The organism is Klebsiella sp. GL120222-02 (assembly GCF_003097195.1).
GTDB lineage: Bacteria > Pseudomonadota > Gammaproteobacteria > Enterobacterales > Enterobacteriaceae > Klebsiella > Klebsiella variicola.
Map to the genome: position 1 here is coordinate 310,185 of NZ_QEQO01000004.1, position 21,169 is coordinate 331,353.

The 21,169-nt window shown below is 59.9% G+C and carries 19 protein-coding genes and 1 pseudogene; 10 read left to right on the top strand and 10 right to left on the bottom strand.

The window, feature by feature from the left end; translation table 11 throughout:
- Positions 1-144 precede the first annotated feature (144 nt).
- Positions 145-1,152, bottom strand: a complete 1,008-nt coding sequence (locus N438_RS15405) for a Gfo/Idh/MocA family oxidoreductase (RefSeq protein WP_012542555.1) — start codon at positions 1,150-1,152, stop codon at positions 145-147.
- 101 nt (positions 1,153-1,253) lie between these two features.
- Here N438_RS15405 and N438_RS15410 point away from each other — a divergent pair, with 101 nt between their 5' ends.
- The 5 genes and pseudogenes from N438_RS15410 (at position 1,254) to N438_RS15430 (ending at position 6,981) form a co-directional block, all read left to right on the top strand.
- Positions 1,254-2,273, top strand: a complete 1,020-nt coding sequence (locus N438_RS15410; protein WP_032691136.1) for a LacI family DNA-binding transcriptional regulator — start codon at positions 1,254-1,256, stop codon at positions 2,271-2,273.
- A gap of 430 nt (positions 2,274-2,703) precedes the next feature.
- On the top strand, positions 2,704-3,627 hold the full coding sequence (locus N438_RS15415) for a sugar ABC transporter substrate-binding protein (protein WP_002892597.1): 924 nt from the start codon (positions 2,704-2,706) through the stop codon (positions 3,625-3,627).
- A gap of 32 nt (positions 3,628-3,659) precedes the next feature.
- Positions 3,660-5,144 carry a sugar ABC transporter ATP-binding protein gene (locus tag N438_RS15420; protein WP_004202401.1) on the top strand — a complete coding sequence of 495 codons (1,485 nt, stop codon included), beginning with the start codon at positions 3,660-3,662 and terminating at the stop codon, positions 5,142-5,144.
- Positions 5,145-5,163: 19 nt separating this feature from the next.
- Complete coding sequence (locus tag N438_RS15425; protein ID WP_004152946.1) at positions 5,164-6,186, top strand: ABC transporter permease; 1,023 nt, start codon at positions 5,164-5,166, stop codon at positions 6,184-6,186.
- A 185-nt stretch (positions 6,187-6,371) separates the two neighbouring features.
- A pseudogene (locus N438_RS15430) lies at positions 6,372-6,981 on the top strand (hypothetical protein).
- A 47-nt stretch (positions 6,982-7,028) separates the two neighbouring features.
- Here N438_RS15430 and N438_RS15435 read toward each other — a convergent pair.
- The 5 genes from N438_RS15435 to N438_RS15455 all read right to left on the bottom strand — a co-directional run bounded on the left by N438_RS15435 (position 7,029) and on the right by N438_RS15455 (position 13,545).
- Complete coding sequence (locus N438_RS15435; protein ID WP_162494424.1) at positions 7,029-8,039, bottom strand: LacI family DNA-binding transcriptional regulator; 1,011 nt, start codon at positions 8,037-8,039, stop codon at positions 7,029-7,031.
- Between the two features lie 23 nt (positions 8,040-8,062).
- On the bottom strand, positions 8,063-9,463 hold the full coding sequence (locus N438_RS15440) for a sucrose-6-phosphate hydrolase (protein WP_012968776.1): 1,401 nt from the start codon (positions 9,461-9,463) through the stop codon (positions 8,063-8,065).
- A complete protein-coding gene (locus N438_RS15445; RefSeq protein WP_008805497.1) occupies positions 9,463-10,833 on the bottom strand; it encodes a sucrose-specific PTS transporter subunit IIBC in 1,371 nt (456 codons plus the stop codon). Before N438_RS15445 ends, N438_RS15440 begins: the two co-directional genes overlap by 1 nt.
- A gap of 104 nt (positions 10,834-10,937) precedes the next feature.
- Positions 10,938-12,455, bottom strand: coding sequence for a carbohydrate porin (locus N438_RS15450; protein WP_116696360.1), 1,518 nt, complete (start codon positions 12,453-12,455; stop codon positions 10,938-10,940).
- Positions 12,456-12,621: 166 nt separating this feature from the next.
- On the bottom strand, positions 12,622-13,545 hold the full coding sequence (locus N438_RS15455; protein ID WP_008805499.1) for an aminoimidazole riboside kinase: 924 nt from the start codon (positions 13,543-13,545) through the stop codon (positions 12,622-12,624).
- A 238-nt stretch (positions 13,546-13,783) separates the two neighbouring features.
- Here N438_RS15455 and N438_RS15460 point away from each other — a divergent pair, with 238 nt between their 5' ends.
- The 3 genes from N438_RS15460 (at position 13,784) to N438_RS15470 (ending at position 16,046) form a co-directional block, all read left to right on the top strand.
- Positions 13,784-14,425, top strand: coding sequence for a helix-turn-helix domain-containing protein (locus N438_RS15460; protein ID WP_072121882.1), 642 nt, complete (start codon positions 13,784-13,786; stop codon positions 14,423-14,425).
- A 134-nt stretch (positions 14,426-14,559) separates the two neighbouring features.
- The gene (locus tag N438_RS15465) at positions 14,560-14,904 is read left to right on the top strand and encodes a DUF3302 domain-containing protein (RefSeq protein ID WP_008805501.1); all 345 of its coding nucleotides are present in this window, start codon (positions 14,560-14,562) and stop codon (positions 14,902-14,904) included.
- On the top strand, positions 14,904-16,046 hold the full coding sequence (locus N438_RS15470) for an HlyD family secretion protein (protein WP_012542548.1): 1,143 nt from the start codon (positions 14,904-14,906) through the stop codon (positions 16,044-16,046). Before N438_RS15465 ends, N438_RS15470 begins: the two co-directional genes overlap by 1 nt.
- A gap of 40 nt (positions 16,047-16,086) precedes the next feature.
- On the opposite strand, the gene N438_RS15475 is transcribed toward N438_RS15470, so the two are convergent.
- Genes N438_RS15475 through N438_RS15485 form a run of 3 tightly spaced genes read right to left on the bottom strand, consistent with a single transcriptional unit; the run spans position 16,087 to position 19,088 of the window.
- Complete coding sequence (locus N438_RS15475; RefSeq protein ID WP_021314466.1) at positions 16,087-16,884, bottom strand: ABC transporter ATP-binding protein; 798 nt, start codon at positions 16,882-16,884, stop codon at positions 16,087-16,089.
- The gene (locus N438_RS15480) at positions 16,881-17,909 is read right to left on the bottom strand and encodes an iron ABC transporter permease (protein ID WP_074075518.1); all 1,029 of its coding nucleotides are present in this window, start codon (positions 17,907-17,909) and stop codon (positions 16,881-16,883) included. Before N438_RS15480 ends, N438_RS15475 begins: the two co-directional genes overlap by 4 nt.
- Before the next feature lie 60 nt (positions 17,910-17,969).
- Positions 17,970-19,088, bottom strand: coding sequence for an ABC transporter substrate-binding protein (locus tag N438_RS15485; RefSeq protein WP_012968773.1), 1,119 nt, complete (start codon positions 19,086-19,088; stop codon positions 17,970-17,972).
- A 271-nt stretch (positions 19,089-19,359) separates the two neighbouring features.
- Between N438_RS15485 and N438_RS15495 the strand changes: the two genes are divergently transcribed.
- Both N438_RS15495 and N438_RS15500 read left to right on the top strand, forming a co-directional pair.
- Positions 19,360-19,749, top strand: a complete 390-nt coding sequence (locus N438_RS15495) for a hypothetical protein (protein ID WP_002892699.1) — start codon at positions 19,360-19,362, stop codon at positions 19,747-19,749.
- 167 nt (positions 19,750-19,916) lie between these two features.
- Positions 19,917-20,372 carry an RcnB family protein gene (locus tag N438_RS15500; protein WP_012542546.1) on the top strand — a complete coding sequence of 152 codons (456 nt, stop codon included), beginning with the start codon at positions 19,917-19,919 and terminating at the stop codon, positions 20,370-20,372.
- Between the two features lie 64 nt (positions 20,373-20,436).
- On the opposite strand, the gene N438_RS29085 is transcribed toward N438_RS15500, so the two are convergent.
- The gene (locus N438_RS29085) at positions 20,437-21,024 is read right to left on the bottom strand and encodes a YSC84-related protein (RefSeq protein ID WP_008805508.1); all 588 of its coding nucleotides are present in this window, start codon (positions 21,022-21,024) and stop codon (positions 20,437-20,439) included.
- Positions 21,025-21,169 lie beyond the last annotated feature (145 nt).

The window sequence follows — 21,169 nt, forward strand, 5'->3', positions numbered from 1 at the left end:
TGCGCTTGCGCGGGCCTACGATTTTACTGCAACCGTTTGATATTAAATCGGATTAATGCCTGTGTTATGTAGGCCGGGCAAGGCGTCGCCGCCGCCCGGCATAAAGGCTGGTACAGCGCCTGATGGCGGTTGCCACGCAACCACTCAGCGACAGTCGTCGACGGCGACAAACTGGCCATGCTGCAGGGACTGAACCGCCGCTTCGGCAATGGCCTGCGCCTGCAGGCCGTCCAGCAGGCCGGGCAGATCGGCCACGGTTTCACCATTCAGGGCGCGAATAAAGGCGTCAAGATGCTGGTAATAAGATCCCTGTACCCGGCTGAACCAGTCCGGCCACAGGCCCGGCTCAATGCGCTGATTGCCGCGCCACAGGGTAGGGCCCGCCGGCGACTGGCTACCGGACTCCAGCGCGCCTTCGGCGCCCAGCAGCGTGATCCGTTCATCATACCCGTGGCCGGTGCGGCGGGTGTTGTCCAGCTGCGCCAGCGCGCCGCCGCGCATCTGCATCATCAGGATGGAGGTGTCGACATCGCCAAATTCGGCAATGTCCGGCAGGGCCAGCGCCGCGCCCATCGCCGCCACGGTACGCACTTCATCGCCAGTGAGAAAGCGCAGGAGATCGAAGAAGTGGATCGCCTGATCGCGCATCTGGCCGCCGGAGCTGCGCAGATAGTCGAGCGGCGGCATGGTGGAGGCGCGGCAGACCATCTGCACCAGCTCGACCCGGCCGATCAGCCCTTGCTCCAGCTGGCGGCGGAGCTGCTGATGGCTGCTGTCGAAGCGCCGGTTAAAGCCGACAGTCACCGGCACGTTCAGGGGGAGCACCCGCTCCACCACCTCACGGGCGCGCGCCAGGGAGAGGTCGATCGGTTTTTCGCAATAGACCGCCTTGCCCGCCCGGGCGGCGGCTTCCAGCAGTTCGGCATGCGACGGGGTTGAACTGGCGATCAGCACCGCGTCGATGGCGTCGCTATGGATCGCCTCGCTCACTGTCACCGCCCGGGCGCCATAGCGGGCGGCCAGCGCCTGGGCGCGCTCTGGGGCGGCATCGGCCACCATCGTCAGCGCACTTCCTTCATGACGGGCAAGACTGGCGGCATGAACCTGACCGATAAAACCACTGCCTACCAGGGCAAAACGTTTGCAGATCATTTTTTTCTCCAGAATGGCGAGGGGACGTTGCCACCATAATCGGTTTGCTAAACTCACTGACACTGCCGTTTTGATGGATTTCCATCATGAAGAGAGGGGCGATGAAAAACATTTCACTGGCGGTGCTGGCCAGACAGATTGGCGTCGGCGTGGCCACCGTTGACCGGGTGCTGAACGAACGCGGCGGCGTATCGCCGCAGACCACCCGCAAAGTGCTGCAGGCGGCGCGCGAGGCGGGGCTGAAGCGGATCCTGCCGGAGGAGCACCGCTTTCCCTGGCAGGTTGAGGTCTTTCTCAGCAGCAATGACTCGTTCTTCTTTCCCCAGCTGGCGCAGGATTTTGCCGCCGTGGCGGATAGCCTCGGCTATCGCCGTCTGACCCTGCACCGCACCTTTGTCCCGGAGTCGCAGCCGACGACCCTGGCCCGGCGCATTGTGCGCAGCTGCCAGCAGCGTCAGGGGATCATCGTCTTCGGCAATGACCATCCCGCAGTGCACGACGCGCTGCGCCGCTGCCGGGAGGCGGGCGTCCCGGCGATCACCCTGGCGACGGACCTGCCCGGCGCCGACCGACTCTGCCACGTGGGGATCAATCAGCTGCAGGCTGGCCGCACGGCGGGGTTAATGCTGGGGAGGATGACGCCGCGGCCCGGCGAGGTGCTGATGGTCAGCGGCCGGCAAGATTACAGCGCGCATCGCCTGCGCATTCAGGGGTTTCGCGAGGTGCTGAGCCAGCGCTTTCCCCACCTGCAGCTCAGCGACGTGCTGGCGGGTGAGGAGCGGCGGGAGCAGATCACCCGCCTGCTGGAACAAGCCCTGTGCCGCAGCCGGAATATTGTTGGGATCTATAACACCGGGCTTGGCAATACCCAGATTGCCGAGGCGCTGGCCCGCCACCGCCGCGAAGGCGACGTCTGCTGGATCACCCATGAGCGTTACAACACCACCCGGCAGCAGCTGGCGAAGGGGAGTCTGGCGTTAACGCTCGATCAGAACACCCGCCAACACGCCCAGCTGGCGATCGACCTGATGCTGCGCCATCTGGAGTCCGGCTACCAGCCGCAAACCTATGCCGACGGTAAAGTCGACTTTATCCTCTACAGCGCCGAAAACGTCGACTGAGTCGGTCGGCGTATCCCCTCCTGACCGCATGACTATCCCTGGCGGGTAAATACCCGCCTGGCGGGGAAGCGATCGCGTCAAAGCGTTGTCTGCCTCTCATTTTTCGCTCATTTATGCGGCAATGTTAGATGTCTGTCAAAATTCTGTTACTGCATAGTTTTAAAATTTTCATTTCAGTTATTTACTTATAAAAGTTTCAAATGTCTTGTTAATGAAATAAATGGTCTGAAATCCAGGTTGCGGCGTAAATGGACTAACGTTTCAAAAAAGTGATGAAAAAACAGCCGTAATTTGTGATTTAGATCACGATGGAGTGCGAGAGGTGCCGCAGCGTCGTCGATATCACAGCAGACATTTGCCGCAACGTAACTGAAATTAATTTTTCATTTTGTTTCATTCACCGGCGTACCTACAAAATCAAGGATCAACTATGAATATTAAGAAAACGATTGTTGCCTCTTTGTTAGCCTGCATGCTGCCTGCGGTGGTTATGGCAAAAGACGTCTCTATTGGCGTCTCCATGGCGCTGTTTGACGATAACTTCCTGACGATCCTGCGGACCTCGATGCAAAAAGAGATGAAAAAAGACGGCGTTAAATCGCAGATCGAGGACGCAAAAGGGGATGTCTCCCAGCAGCTGCAGCAGGTGCAAAACTTTATCGGTCAGGGGGTGGACGCCATTATCGTCAACCCGGTGGATACCAATGCGGTGAAACCGATTATGGATCAGGCCACCAAAGCCGGGATCCCGCTGGTGTTTGTGAACCGCCGTCCGCAGGCGGAGCTGACCGACAAGATGGCCTATGTGGGGTCGGATTCCATTCTCGCCGGCCGTCTGCAGATGGAAGCGCTGGCGAAAGCGATGAACGGTAAGGGCAATGTGGCGATCCTGCTCGGCGACCTGGCGAATGAGTCCACCCGCGATCGTACCAAAGGGGTGGAAGAGGTGGTGGCGAAATACCCGAACATCAAAATCGTCCAGAAGCAGACCGCGAAATTTACCCGCAATGACGCCGTGGACGTGGTCAGCAACTGGATGACCAGCGGTGAGGATATCCAGGCCATCGCCTCCAACAACGATGAAATGGCGATCGGCGCCCTGCAGGCACTGGGCAAAAACCCGAACCATATTCTCATCGCTGGCGTGGATGGCACTCCGGATGCCCTGCAGATGCTGAAGAGCGGCAAAATGATCGCCACCATCTTCCAGGATGCGAAAGGCCAGGGTGAAGGCGCAGTCGACGCGGCCATCAAGCTGGCGAATGGCGAGAAAGTGGAAAAAATCATCGACGTGCCGTATCAGCTGATCACCAAAGAGAACATGGCTGAATTTACTAACCGTAATCAGAAATAGTCCTGGCCAACCCGTGGTACGGAGGTGGATGTATGAACGCTTTTGCACTTGAAGCCGAAGGTATCAGTAAGTTCTTCCCCGGCGTGAAGGCGCTCGATAATGTCTCATTGCGCGTGCGTCCGGGAACGGTGCATGCCCTGATGGGCGAGAACGGCGCCGGTAAATCCACGCTGATGAAGTGCCTGATCGGTATCTATCGCCCCGATAAAGGGTCGATTCGCGTGAAAGGGGAGCCGGTGGAGTTTACCGACACCATGGATGCGCTGCGCTCGGGGATCTCGATGATCCACCAGGAGCTCAATCTGGTGCCGCATATGACGGTGGCGGAGAATATCTGGCTGGGGCGCGAGCCGATGAAGTACGGCTTTGTCGACCACGGCCAGCTGACCCGCCAGACCCAGGCGCTGCTGGACAAGCTTAATATCCGCTTAACCGCCGACCGGCTGGTGGGCGACCTGAGCATCGCCGCCCAGCAGATGGTGGAGATTGCCAAAGCGGTCTCGTGGAACGCGGATATCGTGATCATGGATGAGCCCACCTCGGCGCTGACCGAAGGCGAGGTGGCTCACCTGTTCACCATCATCCGCGACCTGCGCGCCCAGGGTAAAGCGATCATCTATATTAGCCACAAAATGGATGAGATCTTTGCCATCACCGATGAGATCAGCGTGTTTCGCGATGGCACCTGGGTGGGGAGCAAAAACACCACCGAATTTACCCGGCAGTCGCTGATCACCCAGATGGTGGGCCGCGAATTAACCCAGCTGTTTCCGAAATTTAATAACACCATCGGCGAAGAGGTGCTGACGGTGCGCAACCTGACGCGCCAGGGCGTGTTCCATGACGTCAGCTTTACTGTACGCCGCGGTGAAATCCTTGGCGTGGCCGGGCTGGTGGGCGCCGGGCGCAGCGAGGTGATGGAAAGCCTGTTCGGTATGGAGCGCTTCGACAGCGGCGAAGTGCTGATCGACGGGGCGCCGGTGACCATTGATTCCCCCTCCGTGGCGATTGAAAAGGGGATGGCGTTATTAACCGAAGATCGCAAAAAGTCGGGCCTGTTTCTGGTGCTGTCGGTGCTGGAAAATATGAGTATCGTCAAAATGCCGGAATATATCGGCAAGAGCGGTTTTGTCCAGCACGTGAAAATGGCCGAAGACTGCATGGAGCAAATTCGCCGGCTCAATATTAAAACGCCGACGATGGATCAAATTATTAATAACCTCAGCGGGGGGAATCAGCAAAAAGTCCTGATTGCGCGCTGGCTGTTAGCGCAACCGAAAATCTTAATTCTCGATGAGCCGACCCGCGGTATCGACGTCGGGGCGAAGGCGGAGATTTATCATCTGATCAGTGAACTGGCGAATCGGGGGGTGGCGGTCATTATGGTCTCCTCTGAGCTGCCGGAAATCCTTGGCATGAGTGATCGGGTTATGGTGATGCATGAAGGCCGTATCACCGGCATCCTGGAAAAAGACGAAGCCGACCAGGAAACCATTTTGTCGTTGGCATCCCATTGAGGCACAGAGAATGAGTAATATGAAATTAACGGCGGCTCCGGCCAGCGAGGGTTCCTCCTTCTTCGCTAATTTGCGGCATAAAATGCCGAAAGATACCGGCATCTTTGTGGTGATGCTGGTGATTGCCCTGACTTTTGAAATTGCCGGCTGGTATGTTCGCGACCAGTCGTTCCTGCTCAATACCAACCGCCTGGTGCTGATTGTGCTGCAGGTGGCGATCATCGGCATCATCGCCGTCGGCGTCACCCAGGTGATCATCACCACCGGGATTGACCTCTCCTCCGGCTCGGTTATCGCCCTTGCGGCGGTGGTGGCGGCGAGCCTGGCGCAAACTTCCGACAGCCTGTCGCCGATGTTCCCGGCGCTGGTCAACCTGCCGGCGGTGATCCCCATTTGCGCGGGGATCGGCGTCGGCCTGCTGTGCGGGCTGACCAACGGTTTTCTGGTGACGCGGACCGGTATTCCGCCGTTTATCGCCACCCTCGGGATGATGGTTTCGGCGCGCGGTCTGGCGCAGTATTACACCCAGGGCAACCCGATCAGCTTCCTCTCCGACAGCTTTACGGCGATAGGTCAGGGGGCGATGCCGGTGATTATCTTCTTCGTGATCGCCGCCGTGTTTCACATTGCGCTGAAGCATACCCGTTATGGCAAATATGTGTATGCCATCGGCGGCAACATGACCTCGGCCAAAGTGTCCGGCATCAACGTGAATAAGTACCTGGTGATTGTCTACACCATCGCCGGGGCGCTCTCCGGGCTGGCGGGGGTGGTGCTGGCAGCGCGCGTCAGCAGCGGCCAGTCGAGCATGGGGATGTCCTACGAGCTGGACGCGATTGCCGCCGCGGTGATCGGCGGCAGCAGCTTAATGGGCGGGGTGGGGCGCATTACCGGCACCCTGATTGGCGCGATGATCCTTGGTCTGATCAAAAGCGGTTTTACCTTTGTCGGCGTCGATGCCTACGTGCAGGATATTATTAAGGGCATCATTATCGTCGCCGCGGTGACCATCGACATGCGTCGCAACCGGAAAAAACACTAATCTTATCAACGGGCGGCTGCGGCGAAGGATGTCGTTGCCGCCCGTCCTGTCCAGAAATAAACAAAATACGCCCCGCCAGGCGCGGCCTGTCTGTTTTGCCCACGCGGCTCATCCTGTACAGTTTTGCCACTTCCGTTGTCTATTCGTCAGGGGGCCCACGCGTGGCCTCTGGTTTCTGGAGTCGTATGAATACACCATCCGTCGTCAAATCCTCGCCGCTCTGGCGACCGGCAAGCAGGGGCATTATCGTCACGCTGATCGCCGGACTGGCGATCCTGGCGCTCGGTCGGGGCGTGAATTTGCCGGCCAGAGAGGTTTACCGTGAGATGCAGACCCGCCAGCTGGAGGAAGATGCGCAGTGGGTGGCGCAACGCCTTGAGCGGCGAATGAACACGCCGGCGCCGCAGCGGGAAGCCGCCTGGCCGTTGGCGGCGATGCGCGCCGAACTCCATACCCTCGCCCGGCAGCGGCATTATCGGCTGCTGCTGGTGAATGGCGACGGGCATCTGCTGGCGGCGTCGCATGCGCTGCCGGCCAGCGTACTGGCCCAGGTGCAGGCGCAGTTCCCCAGGGAGATGCAGCCGCCGCTGTTCGGCAGCCACTACCAGACTATCCAGCCTTTCGCCCCGCACCAGCGGATGTTAACCCGCGCGCTGAACGGCGAGGCGGGGCTAACGGGCTGGAATCTGGTGGTGCTGGCGCCGGACGGCGGATTGCCCTCGTTACTGATGGCTTACCGCTGGCCGGTGACGATCGGCCTGGGCATGCTGTTTGCCGGTGCGCTGCTGGCGGTGAGGCAGGCAGCGCACGCCCGGCGAAAACGCTAATTGCCGACGGCGCCGTCAGGGATGGCGAAACTGCAGGGTGGCGGGGAGGTAGCGCTGGAGCGGCTCCGGCGCCTGGCCGTCGATCAGCTGGCTGAGCAGATCGTAGCAGTGCCAGGCCAGCTGGCGATTATCCTGCTGCACGGTATCAATGCGCAGGGAAAGCGAATCATACAGGTAGTGATCGTCGAAGCTGGCGAGATGAATATTGGAGTCCAGCAGATGATGCTGGCTCATGTAGCGCAGTACCCCTTCGAGCAGGCCGCAGGCCGCGGTAAACAAGGCCTTCGGCGGACGTCCCAGCCGCGCGCAGAGCGCCGCGAACATCTCATACCCGGAGCTGGGGTGGTAGTTACCGTTGATCACCCACTCAGGGCGCAGCGTGACCCCCGCCTGAGCCAGGCCTTGCGTGAATCCCGCCAGCCGGTCGCGCGACGGCGACAGCCGCGGCTGGCCGCCGAGAAACCAGAACTCGTCCGCATGCTGAGGCGCAATGCGGGAGATCAGCTCGGCGGTTGGCGTCACCGAGTCGGTCATCACCAGCGGCAGGGCGCTGTCGCTGGGGGAGCGGTCAAACAGCACCACCGGCAGCTGTTCGCTGAGCTTCAGGTAGTCGGCATCGCTGTGCATGCACGAGGCGACGATCAGCCCGTCGACCTGGCGGGCAATCATATTATTGACCACCACGCTCTCCTGACCGGGGTTTTCGTCGGTGCAGGAGATAAGCAGCTGCACGCCGGCTTCCCGGCAGAGCGTCTCAAGCTCATGGGAGAAAACGGCAAACCCGTAGTTGGTGATCTCCGGTACCACCAGGCCAATGGTATGGCTGCGGTTATCGCGCAGCGAGCGCGCATGAATGCTGGGCTGATAGTGCTGCTCGCGGGCGATCGCCAGCACGCGCTCGCGCGTCTCTTGCGCCACGCGCAGCTCTTTGCCACGGCCGTTGAGCACCAGACTGGCGGTCGCTTTGGAGACGCCCGCCAGTTCGGCGATATCTTTGATAGTTACGCGTTTGGTTTTCATCACCACTCAGGAGCCTGAAAGCAAAACGCTTATACTACCATGCATGGCCGCAGCAGCCAGCGGCAGAATGCCACCGGCGTCGCACCGCTGAAGATTAACTGCCCCGGATAGCCCGGGAAGAAGCGGCTGCTCATCACCCCTTCGCCATCGTTGATGAAAATTTCCACGCTGGAGCGGTCGATAAAGATCCGCAGGCGCCGCGCTTCGCCGCGCCAGTAGCGGTGATGCATCTCGGCGGTCTGCAGCCCGCGGCGCGACAGACGCAGGCCGTCACGGTTGACGGTAAGCTGCAGGGCGCCGGCAAAGTCCAGCCCCAGCGTGCTGTTGGGGGCGATGTCAAAGGCCAGCTCCATCGGGGCGAGGGGCAGGGTCTGCCCGCGCCAGCCCTGGGCTTCCTCGCGCAGAGCGGCCAGCTCGCGCAGCGGGCGCTGATACAGGGTGCCCGCCTGCCACTCCAGCTCGCGCACGCAGGTCATCTGGTGGATCCATCCCTGTGCGCGGGTGGGTTGATGCATCTCTTCCCCGTCCGGGACGCCCATCCAGCCGACCAGCAGACGGCGGCCATCCTCGGCCAGCATGGTCTGCGGCGCGTAGAACTCAAACCCGCTGTCCAGCTCGTGCAGCGGGCCGTGGTCGAAGGTGCCGCGTTCGGCGTCGAAGCGGCCTGCCATCCACACCGCCGGATAGGTATTGAGAAAGCGCTGCGCTTCACGGGCCAGCCCCTGCGGGCAGCAGATCAGCAGGTGGGTATCCGCCAGCGGAAAGAGATCCGGGCACTCCCACATATAGCCGCCGTTCGCCAGACCGTTAACGCCATGTCCGGCGATCTCGCCCACCAGGCGCCACTCCCGCAGATCGCTGGCGGTGAACAGCAGCACTTTACCGTGCTGTTGCAAATCCTGCGCGCCGAGGACCATGTACCAGCACCCGTCCTGCTGCCACACCTTGGGGTCGCGTACATGGCCGGTGTAACCGTCAGGGAGCGGCAGCACCGGCCCCAGCTTGCGGAAGGTGCCATCGGCATTCTCTGTCGCCAGGCACTGCCAGGCGGTACGCCCGCCGTCGGGGAATTTCACGTTGCCGGTGTAGCACAGGGTCAGGGCGCCCTCGAACTCGACCGCGCTGCCGGAGTAGCAGCCGTTGCGGTCATACTCTTCGTCCGGCATCAGGGCGATAGGTTCATGCCGCCAGTGCAGCAGATCGGCTGAACTCCAGTGTCCCCAGCACTTATAGGTATGGTCACAGGCGAGCGGGTTCCACTGATAAAACAGGTGGTAACGCCCGGCGACCTGGCAAAAGCCGTTGGGATCGTTCAGCAGTCCGCTGACCGGCGCCAGATGCCATTGCGGATAATGGCTGTCGGCCAGCGCCTGCGGCTGGCCCTGCATAACGGCCTGCAGGATCGCAGGCAGGCGTGACGGTAATGACATTATTCAGCGTCCGTTTTGTATTTCAGCGTCAGAGAGAGCATGAAGGCCACGGCGAAGGCGATCGCCATTCCGATAATGTAGTTCAGCAGCGAGCTGGCCTGCACGATGGCCATCCCCGGGATCGCCGTCAGGCCCACCGCGGTCATATAGACGTGCATTGACACCACCCAGGCGCCGCCGGCGGCACCACCGACCAGCGCGGCGATGAACGGCTTCACAAAGCGCAGGTTAATCCCGAAGATTGCCGCTTCCGTGATCCCCAGCATCGCCGAAAACGCCGACGGCAGGGTGATGGCTTTGATTTTGGCATCTTTGGTTTTAAACCACACCGCAAAGCAGGCGCCGCCCTGAGCGACGTTGGCCATCGCCCAGATCGGCAACAGGAAGTTGACGCCAATCGATGGGTTGCCCAGCAGACCCGCCTCGATGGCATGGAAGCTGTGATGGATACCGGTAATGACGATCACCGAGTAGAGGCCGCCGAACAGCAGGCCCGCCAGCCAGCCGGCGTGGCTGATAAGCGTGCTGAGGATAAACGAAATACCGTCGCCGAGCGCGCGACCGGCCGGGCCGATCAGCAGCAGGGCGATAAAGCCGGAGATAATCACCGTCAGGAACGGGGTGAGGATCAGGTCCAGCGCGTCAGGGATAACGCGGCGCAGCCGTTTCTCGACCATGCTCATAAACCACACCGCCAGCAGCACCGGGAAGACGGTACCCTGGTAGCCGATCATCGCCACTTCGATGCCGAAGAAATTCATGGTGTGGAAGCCGGCGGCGACGCCCCAGGCGTTGGTCAGCGCCGGGTGGGTGAGGATCCCGCCAAGGGTCGCGCCCAGATAAGGGTTACCGCCAAATTCGCGGGCGGCGGTAAAGCCGATCAGGATCGGCAGAATGATAAACGCTGCCGAGCTGCACATATCCAGCATGATATAGATAGCATTGCTCGGGTCGACCCAGCCGTAGGTTTTCACCATCCCCAGCAGGCCCATCAGCAGGCCGGAGGCGACGATGGCGGGAATGATCGGTACGAAAATGTTGGACAGCAGGCGGGCGATGCGCTGGAACGGGTTCAGCTTTTTCGCGGCCAGGTCGGCGGCTTCGGATTTGCTTGATTCGCTGATGCCTGCGGCCTGGATAAAGGCGGCATAGACTTTATTGACCACCCCGGTGCCGAAGATGATCTGCATCTGTCCGGCATTGCGAAAGCAGCCTTTCACCCCGTCGATTTTGCCAATGGCCTGTTGGTCGGCGAGCGCGTCGTCGACCAGCACCAGCCGCAGGCGGGTGGCGCAGTGCGCGGCGCTGGCGATATTTTCCTTGCCGCCCAACAGGGGAAGCAGTGAGCGGGAAATCTGATCAAAATCCATAGTACCCTCTGAATGCATGATGATATGGCGTGGGCGGTGCCGGCCGTGGCAGGCACCGCGAACCTTATATTTATGTGTTACTTACCCTGTCGTCCGGGTTACCGTCAGAACCAGGTCTCCATTTGCATACCGAACGACCATTCGCCGCCCGATTTGAACCCGTTGCTGCCTAATGCATCATCGTTGGCGTAGTTATCCAGTTTTTTGCTCCAGTCCATCCACGATGTATAGAAGCGGATCTCCGGACGCGAGAAGAAGTCGCCGATGCTGCCCACCTTGAAGGTTGGGGCGAAGGTCAGCTTGTAGAAGCTGCCGTTCACCGCGTGGCGATCGTTGTAGCCTTCAGGCTGCAGATCCATGTACTGATAGCTGCCCTCCCAGGCTAGGGCGAAATTCTGCGTCACTTCCTGAATCAGACGCAGGTTGAGAGTGGCCCACTGATAGCTGTCGCCATCGACATAACGATCTTTACTGCTCTGCGCCAGCACGGCCGGGGCAATAAACCAGCGATCGCTCAGCGGCGTCGTGCCGTAGCTGGCGAAGCGCCAGGTATTGGCCCCCGGGCGCAGCGCACCGTCGGAGCCGATGCCTTTAACCTCGGCGCCCAGCCCGTGGCCGTACAGCAGGGCCGTTTTGCTGGTCCCGTCGCGCAGGCCATAGAAGCTCTCATTGTGCAGGCCCAGCAGAGCATGGACCCCGGTGTTAGCGGCATCGCCTTTCACCAGATTGCCGTTCGTGTCCTGGCGTTCGTCATTATCTTTCGCCCGCATCCCGCTGACCATCATCTGCACCGGGCCGGCAAAGTTATTCATGCTGACGATATAGTTCTGCACGCTGTTACTGCTGTCAGCGATATCGCCAAAGTTGCGGCCGTATAACGAGAAGTTGCTGCGCAGGCTGTCGTTCCATTTCACGTCGTAGATCCCGCCGCCGGTCCCGGCGAGGAACACCACATCCGAGTCAATCCAGTGGATGTCGAAGTTGTCACGGTCAAAGCGTTTCCCGGCCCACAGGGTTGCGCCTTTGAACGGGCCTTCGAAGGTGGGCAGGTTGCCCAGCTCGACAAACGCCTGGCGCACGTTCAGGTCGCTGCTGCTTGCCGTCCAGTCGTTATAGGTGGTTTGCCCGTCGGCCACCATCACTTTGAAACGGGTGGTCGCCCCGTTGTCCAGCGTCTGTTTATGTTCGAGGTTCATTTCCACATAGGTGTCGGCCTGGTTGCCCAGACGACCAATGGCGCCACCGGTCTCCCCGGCGGGGGTCATATAAGCGCCGGATTTGGTGCTGGCGGCCGAGTCGTTCATGATCACGCCGGAACGGGCATAGCCGTGGAAATCAAAGCCGCCAGGCCGTTCGGCTTTTTCTTCCAGCTGAGTGGTGCGCTTGGCCACCTGCTGGGTGGTGACCTGGGTTTGCTGCTGCTGCTGGGTTAACTGCTGAACTTTCTGCTCCGCCGAGGCGGCACGGCTTTCGGCAGTGCTGGCGCGGGTTTCGGCGTCCTGCAGGCGTTTTTCCAGGGCGGCGAGACGCGCTTCAATGCTGTTCAGGTCTGTCTGCCCATGGGCGGCGGCGGTGCCGGTTAGCAAAGCAATAAGAATGGCTAACTTCCGTTTTTTATACATGCTGTTGACATCCAAAGGTGAAAATCAGTGAGTGTGCTAACTTTTGCTAAACCGGTTTAGTTAATATGGTAAACATGTCAGTAACGCGGTGAAAATAAAAATTGCTAAACCGGTTTAAGAATTGTGATGTCGCCAGCAAAGTGGGCCGTTAGCCGGCCCAACGGGATCACAGCGAGCGCTGAAGATCGTCCCTGTAGGGCAGGGCGGTCATGGCGCCTTTGGCGGTGGTGGCCAGCGCGCCGCAGGTTTGCGCCAGCGTAAGGTCGGGAGCCAGCGCGGCGAGGTTGTCAGGGATACCGTGAGCGGCGAGGCCGGCGAGCAGCCCGGCGACAAAGGCATCGCCGGCGCCGGTGGTATCAACGGCCACCACCGGGCGAGCGGGGAAGTGGCTAACCTGCCCGCGCAGGGCGGCCTGGACCCCCGCTTTGCCCTGGGTCACCAGCAGCAGCGTCGGCTGGAAGCGGGCGTTCAGCCGGGCGATGCCGCTGACGATGTCGTCGCTGCCGCTGACAAAGGCCAGCTCCTCTTCCGAGAGTTTTATGGCGTCGGCGAGGGCCAGCGCCCGGTCGAGACAGTCACGCAGGTCCTGCGGATCCTGCCACAGGTCGCTGCGGATATTGGGGTCGAAGCTGACATAGCCCCCGGCGCGTTTTATCGCCTCCATTGCCGCGAATGCCGTGCTGCGGCTCGGCTCGGCGCTGAGAGCGATGGAGCAGACGTGCAGCCACTGGCCGGCGGCAAACGGCGGGAGATCCTCGGGCTGAAGGAACAGGTCGGCGCTCGGACGGACCATAAAGGTAAAGGTGCGCTCCCCGTGCTGATCGAGATCGACCACCACCGTGGAGGTGCGCTGCGCGGCGTCGAGGCGCATATAATTCACATCGACCTGCTCCTGCGCCAGGGTGTGACGCATAAAGCGGCCGAAGGGATCGTCGCCGACGCGGCCAATAAACCCGCTGTCGCCGCCGAGCCGCGCCACGCCGACCGCGACGTTGGCCGGTGCGCCGCCGGGGCATTGCAGCAGGCGGCCCTCGCCATCGGGCAGGAGATCAACGACCGCATCGCCGAGTACCCAGATTTTTCCATTCATTCGACAAATTCCTCTTAGCTAAACTATGTTAAACCGGTTTAGCTAATTAAAGCATAGCCCACCGGTAAGCGGAACGATCGGGTCACGAAACAGGGAGGCGAGGGTAAAAAATGTGAGCCAGGCGGAATATTTCGCCACTCCAGATCTGGACTTTTCCTTCCCCACCCGCTTAGGTATAGTTCAACAGGTCGCGGTTAGCCCCGCCGCGGTGGCCAAAGGTAAAGGAGTGCGCAGCGCGATGAACCCCAGTTTTGGCGATATTTACGATCGGTACCAGAATCTGACGCTGACCACGCATCTGCCGGCGGTGATCGCCTGCAGTGAAACGCTGAGTTTGGGCAAAGACCAGGGCTTTATTCCGCAGCCGGGCTATCTCTACTTTCTGCTGCAGGGGCAAATGACGTTGGCCTTTGGCGATGAGCAGAACCTGGTCGGGATTGTTATCGCGCATATGCCGTTAGGATTACTGGAACATTATTGTCCGTCGGTCGCGCTCTATTATCGGTGTCTGGGCGAGTGCCAGCTGGCGAAAATAACCGCCAGCGATTTTGAGCGAATATTCTTTCATTCGTCGCCGGGCTATATGCAAGAGCTGACCACGATCCTGGCCTATATGGGCATATTTGCCCTTGATGCCCACTATGAACGTGGCAGCCAGACCAGTTTTCAGACCATTAAATCGATGCTGTCGCGCTATCTATATCGCAGCGAAATCGATGGTGGTCAGCATGAGAGCCTGTCGGCATTTATTATTAAACGAACCAATCTCTCGCGCAGCTATGTGTACCAGGTGCTGGCCGCGCTGCGCGAGGGGGGATATATCACGGTGAAAAAAGGCAAGCTGATCTCCATCGACCGTCATATTCCTGAGAAATTCTGAACCCGATTCGGCAGATTCACGCCATCACGTTGCTATCACCGCCAGGGAAAGCGCTAAGCGCGCTTTTTCCCCGGCCCCGTTACGTCTGAATCTGGCTGTTTTATTAAGTTAACCTTTCACTCTGGAGTTATTTTATGACCCTGGATTATGTTGCGCTGGCCATTCTGATCGCCGTGGCCTTAATACTGTTTTATGGCGTGATTGTTATTCACGATATTCCTTATGAAATTGCCAAAGAGCGGCGCCATCCTCATCAGGATGCGATTCATTATGCCGGCTGGGTTAGCTTATTTACCTTGCACGCCCTGTGGCCTTTGTTATGGATCTGGGCAACGCTGTGGCGCGAAGATCGCGGGTGGGGAATGCGCCACATTGCCGACGATCAGCAGGCGCTGCATCAGCGTCTGGAAACGGTGGTCCAGCAACTGGAACAGGTCCAGCGCGAGGTGGCTGCGCTGAAAGCGGAGGAGGCAAACTAATGGAAACGTTAATGTTACTGACCTACGCCGCGCTGTGCATCGTGGTGTTTAAAGTATTCCGCATCCCGCTCAATAAGTGGACCGTACCGACGGCGGTGCTCGGCGGTATCGCCCTGATTGGCGCGGTGATCTTCGGGATGAACTACAACTTCCCGTATACCGACGTTGGTAACCAGGTATTTCGTACCGTGCCGATTGTGTCGCAGGTGCGCGGCCGGGTGCAGAGCGTACCGGTGAAGCCTAACCAGATGCTGCATAAGGGCGATGTGCTGTTTACCCTCGACCCGACGCCGTTCCAGGCAAAAGTAGACGATCTGCAGGCGCAGATAAAAGCGGCCAGTCAGGATGCGCTCTCCTTAAACGCGGCGTTAAGCCAGGCGCAGGCCGAGCTGAGCAGAGCGGTGGCCCAGCGCGACCAGTCGCGGCGGGAATATGCCCGCTATCGGGAGGGTCATGCCCAGGGTGCCTTCTCCGATCAAATGGTTGATACCCGTCTGCAGACGTGGAAGGCCGATGAAGCCAGCGTCAGCGCGGCTCAGGCAAAGGTGGTGCAGGCGCGCAACGCGCTGGACTCGGTGGTGAAGGGCAAAAATACCACCGTGGCCTCCCTGCTGGCGCAGCTGCAAAAGGCGCAGTTTCAGCTGGAGAACACCGTCGTCCGTGCCCCGGAGGATGGCTATGTCAGTACCGTCGGCTTACGGCCGGGCACCATGTCCACTGCCCTGGGGATGATCCCGCTGATGACCTTTGTGCCGGTGGAGGGCGCCGCCTCGCGGGAGTACGTCGCGGCATTTCGCCAGAACGCCCTGCAGCGTCTGCACAAAGGCGAGCCCGCGGAGCTGATGTTTCCGGCCATCCCGGGCACCGTCTTTCGCGGAGAAGTGGCCGACGTGCTGCCGGCGATTGGCGAGAGTCAGTTTCAGGGGCAGGGCAAATTGCTGACCACAGACGCGCTCAATACCCATGGCCGGGCGCTGGTGGTGCTGAAGGTGACCGATCCGCGATTTGCCGAATACGCTCTGCCGCAGGGGGCCACCCTTGAGGCGGCGGTCTACTCGGATCACCTGAAAGAGCTGTCGCTGATCAGGAAGATCCTGATCCGCATGAAAAGCTGGGAAAACTACCTCTATCTCGATCACTAAGCCGGCGGGCGCAGGGCGGACGTGCCGCCCCGCGCCGCAGTCAGGCCTCGCTGTCCACCAGGCCGTCAATAATGACCTGCCGCACCCCCTGCGAACAGGGTTCAATACGCCCGCGCACCCCATAGACGGCCGCCAGGGTCTCGGGGGTGATGACCGCGGCCGGGGTGCCGTCGCCGAGCAACTGGCCCGCCTTGAGCATCAGCACGTGGTCGGCATGACGCAGGGCAATATTGATATCGTGCACCACCACCAGGGTTACGATGTTGCGCCGTCGGGTCTCCCGGCGTACCAGATCCATCACGTGAAACTGGTAGTTGAGGTCAAGGGCGCTGAGCGGTTCGTCGAGCAGCAGCAGGCGCGGCTGGCGGATCAGCGACTGAGCGAGACCCACCAGCTGCTTTTGCCCGCCGGAGAGCTGATCGAGGTAGCTCATCGCCAGATGGGCAATCCCCAGCTGCCGCAGCAGCGCCATCACCTCCTCCTGGTGCTGCGGACTGTGGCGTCCTCCGGCGGCGCGCTGGGCAACGATAATCGACTCCAGCACATGCAGATGCACGCCGGCGGGCAGCGTCTGCGGAAGATAGACCACCTGCTCTGCGCGACGTGAGAACGGCTGCGTCAGCAGATTTTCCCCCTCCAGCAGCAGCTCGCCGCGGCAGGGTCCCAGACCCGCCATCGCCCGCATTAACGTTGATTTACCGCTGCCGTTTGGCCCCAGCAGCGCGGTGATTTTCCCTCGCGGCAGATGGGGAACCGTCAGGTTCTCGATCACCTTGCGTCTGGGGTAGCCGGCGCTGAAGTGAGACAGCGACAGCCCGGATAACGTCTGGTCGCTCATACCTGCCCCCGATGACGTAAAATAATGCTCAAAAAGAACGGGACCCCGACCAGGGAAGTGACGATCCCCACCGGAATAATGGCCCCCGGGATCAGGTTCTTCGAGGCGATGGAGGCCAGGGAGAGCACCAGAGCGCCGATCAGCGCGCTGGCGGGCAGATAAAAGCGATGGTCTTCGCCGAAGAGCATCCGCGCAATATGCGGCGCCACCAGGCCGATAAAGCCGATTGGCCCGACAAAGGCCACCGAAAGCGCCGACAGTATGCTGATCCGCAGCAGCGTGGTCAGGCGCAGGCGGCGAACGTTAATGCCAAAGCTGATGGCCCGGTCCTCACCCAGCCGCAGGGCGGTCAGCTTCCACGCACTGCGCAGCGACAGGGGCATCACCAGCGCCAGGGCGACCAGCAGGATGGCGACTTTGCTCCAGGAGGCGCGGTCGATGCTGCCCATGGTCCAGAACACCAGCCCCTGCAGCGTGTCTTCGTTGGCGATGAACTGCAGCATCGAGACCAGGGCGTTAAAGGTAAAGACCAGCGCGATGCCGAACAGGATGACCCCGGAGGTGGCCACCTGGGTCCAGCGGGTGATGCCGTCCAGCAGCAGGGCCGCCAGCAGGGCGAAGATAAAGGCGTTGGCCGAGATAAACCACTGGCCGGGAATACCGGGCAGGCCAATACCCAGCACAATCGCCAGCGCGGCGCCAAACGCCGCAGCCGAGGAGACGCCAAGGGTAAACGGACTGGCCAGAGGGTTATTGAGGATGGTCTGCATTTCGGCGCCGGCCAGTCCCAGCGCCAGACCGACGATAATCGCCATCACCGCATAGGGCAGACGGATATCCCAGACGATGGCGCGCGTGCCCGGATCGGCGCTGGCCGGATCGGTTAACGTCTGCCACAGGCTCTGCAGCGGCAGACCGGAGGGGCCGAGCATAAAATCGAGCAGCAGCGACGCGACAATCAACAGCGCCAGCAGGAGCATCAGCAGCAGACGGCGACGCACGATACGGCGATAGTCATCTATCACGCCAGAGGTCCCGGCGGGCAGCCCGTCGAGCACGGAGTCGGAGGTTAAACGCATGCCGGATTACTCGCTCTGCTGCCAGGAGAAGACGAACGGCTGGTCCGGCAGGTCGGTGAAATGGCGCACGATATAATGGTAAGTCTCATCCGGGTTGAGATCGCCGAAGGCCTGCGGGTAGATATCTTTCGCCAGGTATTCCATGCCGACAATATTCCACGGGTGGTTATAGAAGTGGTGATAGACGCCATAGGTCCGCTTTGCCTGTACCGCCGGGATCTGGCTGACCCCAGGTCGCGCCAGCAGGATCTGCGCCTGGGCCTTCACCGCCTCCGGCTTAACCTCATAACCCAGGGGCAGCACCTGGCTGTTGCCGCGCTTCGAGCCGGTCATGATCCAGGCGTCGGGCTTCATGCTGATGATTTTCTCCAGCGAGACGAACCCGGAGGCGCCCGGCAGCAGCTGCGAACCGATATTGTTCGCCCCGACCGCCTCCACCAGCCCGCCCCAGCCGCTGTGGCCGTGGGTAAAGCAGCAGGCGTCGCTGTTGCCGGCCAGCGCTTCCACGAAGACGTTGGCCTTCGGCGTGATGGCCGCGGTTTTCTGGCGAATCGTCTGCAGCTGCTGACGATAGTAATCGGTAAAGGCTTTGGCCTGGCTCTCGCGGTTAAGGACTTTGCCCAGCAGGTCGATGCTGGGGGCGGTATCTTTCGCCGGGTCTATCTCATAGTCGACAAACAGCACCGGAACGTGCAGGGCGCTGAGCTTGTCGATGACGCCGCTCTCCATCAGCGCTGGCCTGGCGCGCAGCTGGGCGATCATCAGATCCGGCTGACGGGCGATGACGCTTTCAAGATCGACGTTCCCTTTGTCGCTGAAGCCCATGTCAAGGATCGTGGCCGACTGCGGCCACGTCGTTTTCAGCATCTGCCAGGTGGCAACATCCTGCTTTTTCGCCAGATTATTCCATGCCACCAGCCGTTTAAACGGATTGTCCCGGTCCAGCAGGGCGAGGGTCATAATGTCGCGGCCATCCTGCAAAATAATACGCTGCGGCTCTTTGGCCAGGGTGACCTGCCGGCCGTCGAGGTCAGTGACCGTCAGGGGATATTGGGTTGCATAGCTGAAGAGGGGCGTCGCGATCAGCGCAGTAAGTAACAGCGATCTTACTGATTTTCTTGCCATAAAAGGAGTTCCGTTTGCCAATTTATAAATATAATGATTCTGAGAATTATTCTCGAACAAACATCAACGGCAAGTATATCAAGGACAAATTTCATAAAATGTAACAAACATGTTGGAAATTATGCCAACGCCGACAGGGCGCGCACGGCGGCAGCATTTTCTGCCATGGCTGGAGGTCGAAGACGTTTTTCAGGCTAATTCCTAATGTCATCCCCGGTTCGTTGTGCCATCCTGAATGCGACTCATAACACGACACGTGAGAGAGGATATTATGAAAAAAGCAATGATTGCGTTATCGGCTATTCTGGTTGCAGCTCCGGTTTTTGCTGCGACAACACATGCAACAGATGATACCGTCGCGGCGGCGAATGCCAATGCCAACACCGCCAAAGAGAAGCTGCACCAGGCCCAGCATGAGGGCGAAGAGCAGCAGCTGAAGGCGAAACATGCTGCCGAAGGCAAGCAGGACAGCGTTGGCAGCCAGGTGAGCGAAGGCGCGCAGAAAACCTGGAACAAGACCAAAGAAGGCACCGAGAAGGGGTGGGATAAGACCAAAGAGGTCAGTGAAAAAGGCTGGAATGCCACCAAATCCGGTGCGGAAAAGGGCTGGGATAAAACCAAAACCGGCGCCGAAGAGTTAAAAAATAAAGTGACTGAATAAGTCCTTTTACCTGTCTGAATCAAGGTCGCGAAAGCGGCCTTTTTTATTGCCCCGCCATCAGCACACCTCTTCCCGACAGCCGATGCCAGGAATCGTCCTGGTTAACCAGTTACTCACTCTTTCTTCACATTTGCCCGGTACAAAGGAGCTGAATCAGGAGGTGTACCATGAAAAAGATGATTTCTCTGGCAGTAATTTTATCGTGTGTGCTGAGCGTCCCGGCCTTTGCCGATGGCCCGAACGACGGCCATCGCCCGGGGCAGCCAACGGTGTGGCAGAACGGTCCGGACCATGATGGGCATGCGCCGCAGGGCGGACCTGACGCGCATCATCAGGGCGACCATGACCAGCGTGGCCCGGATCGCGACGGTCATGACAAACGCGATCAGGCACGTCATGAGCAGGACCATTTCGCCTGGCGCGGGAACGATTTCCGCAAAGGCCACCCGGCTCCGGCGCCGTTCCGTGGCGATGAATATCGCGTCCGCGACTGGAGCGACCGCGGCCTGCCGCCCCCGCCGGAAGGCCATCACTGGTCCTATATCGACGGTAACTATGTGCTGATCGCTGCGGCGACCGGGATCATCACCTCGATTCTGGTGAGCGGCGCCCTCGGCCACTAAATGCGCTGCTCCGCGACGCCGGGTCAGGGAAAGCCTGATCCGGCGATGGCGCACTCGCGGAAAGCTACGGGTTCAGCGCAGCATCCGGCCAGTATTTATAACCATTGATCATTGCCTGGGCGGCCAGCCCTTTTTCGGTCAGGTCGTAGACGTTGACCTTCGAGGGCAGGGAGGCGGTATCTGACGCCACGCCGCTGGTGGAGGCGGCGATCGGCGCGATGCCTTTGTCATCATATTTTGCGGCGGCATTCGCATCGGCGCCAACCATGTATCCCTGGCGAATAAAGGTCTCCAGGGCCGCTTTATCATGGAAAACCAGCACCGTGCGCTGCTGCTTAATCCCCATCCCCAGGCCGGCGCCGCCCTGGGCCATTTTCATATAGGTATCCTTCCCGGTGGCCTTATTCCGCACCACGCCGTAACCGCTGCCAAACCCGAACAGCAGGATCTTGCTGCTGTTATTGGCAAACACCGCATACCCCTTCGCATGCTGAATATCACTGCGGGCCTCAGGCTGCAGGGCGTAAAGCTTGTTGAGGGTTTCGCTGCGCATCTTCTGGATGCTGGCCCGCTGCTGGCTGGCGGTATCGCCCTGCGCGCTGCAGCCCGCTAGCATGACGATGGCGGCGAGGGAAAGCGTCTGTAATTTCATACACGTTTATTTTATTTAAATCTGAATATGGTCGGGAATGGTAGGTTAAATAACGGTAAATCCTCCATAAAATAAACGTTTATTTTTAAATTTCACTATTTTGATTATTTATTACTCTGTAATGTGCGGATTATTAAATAAGATG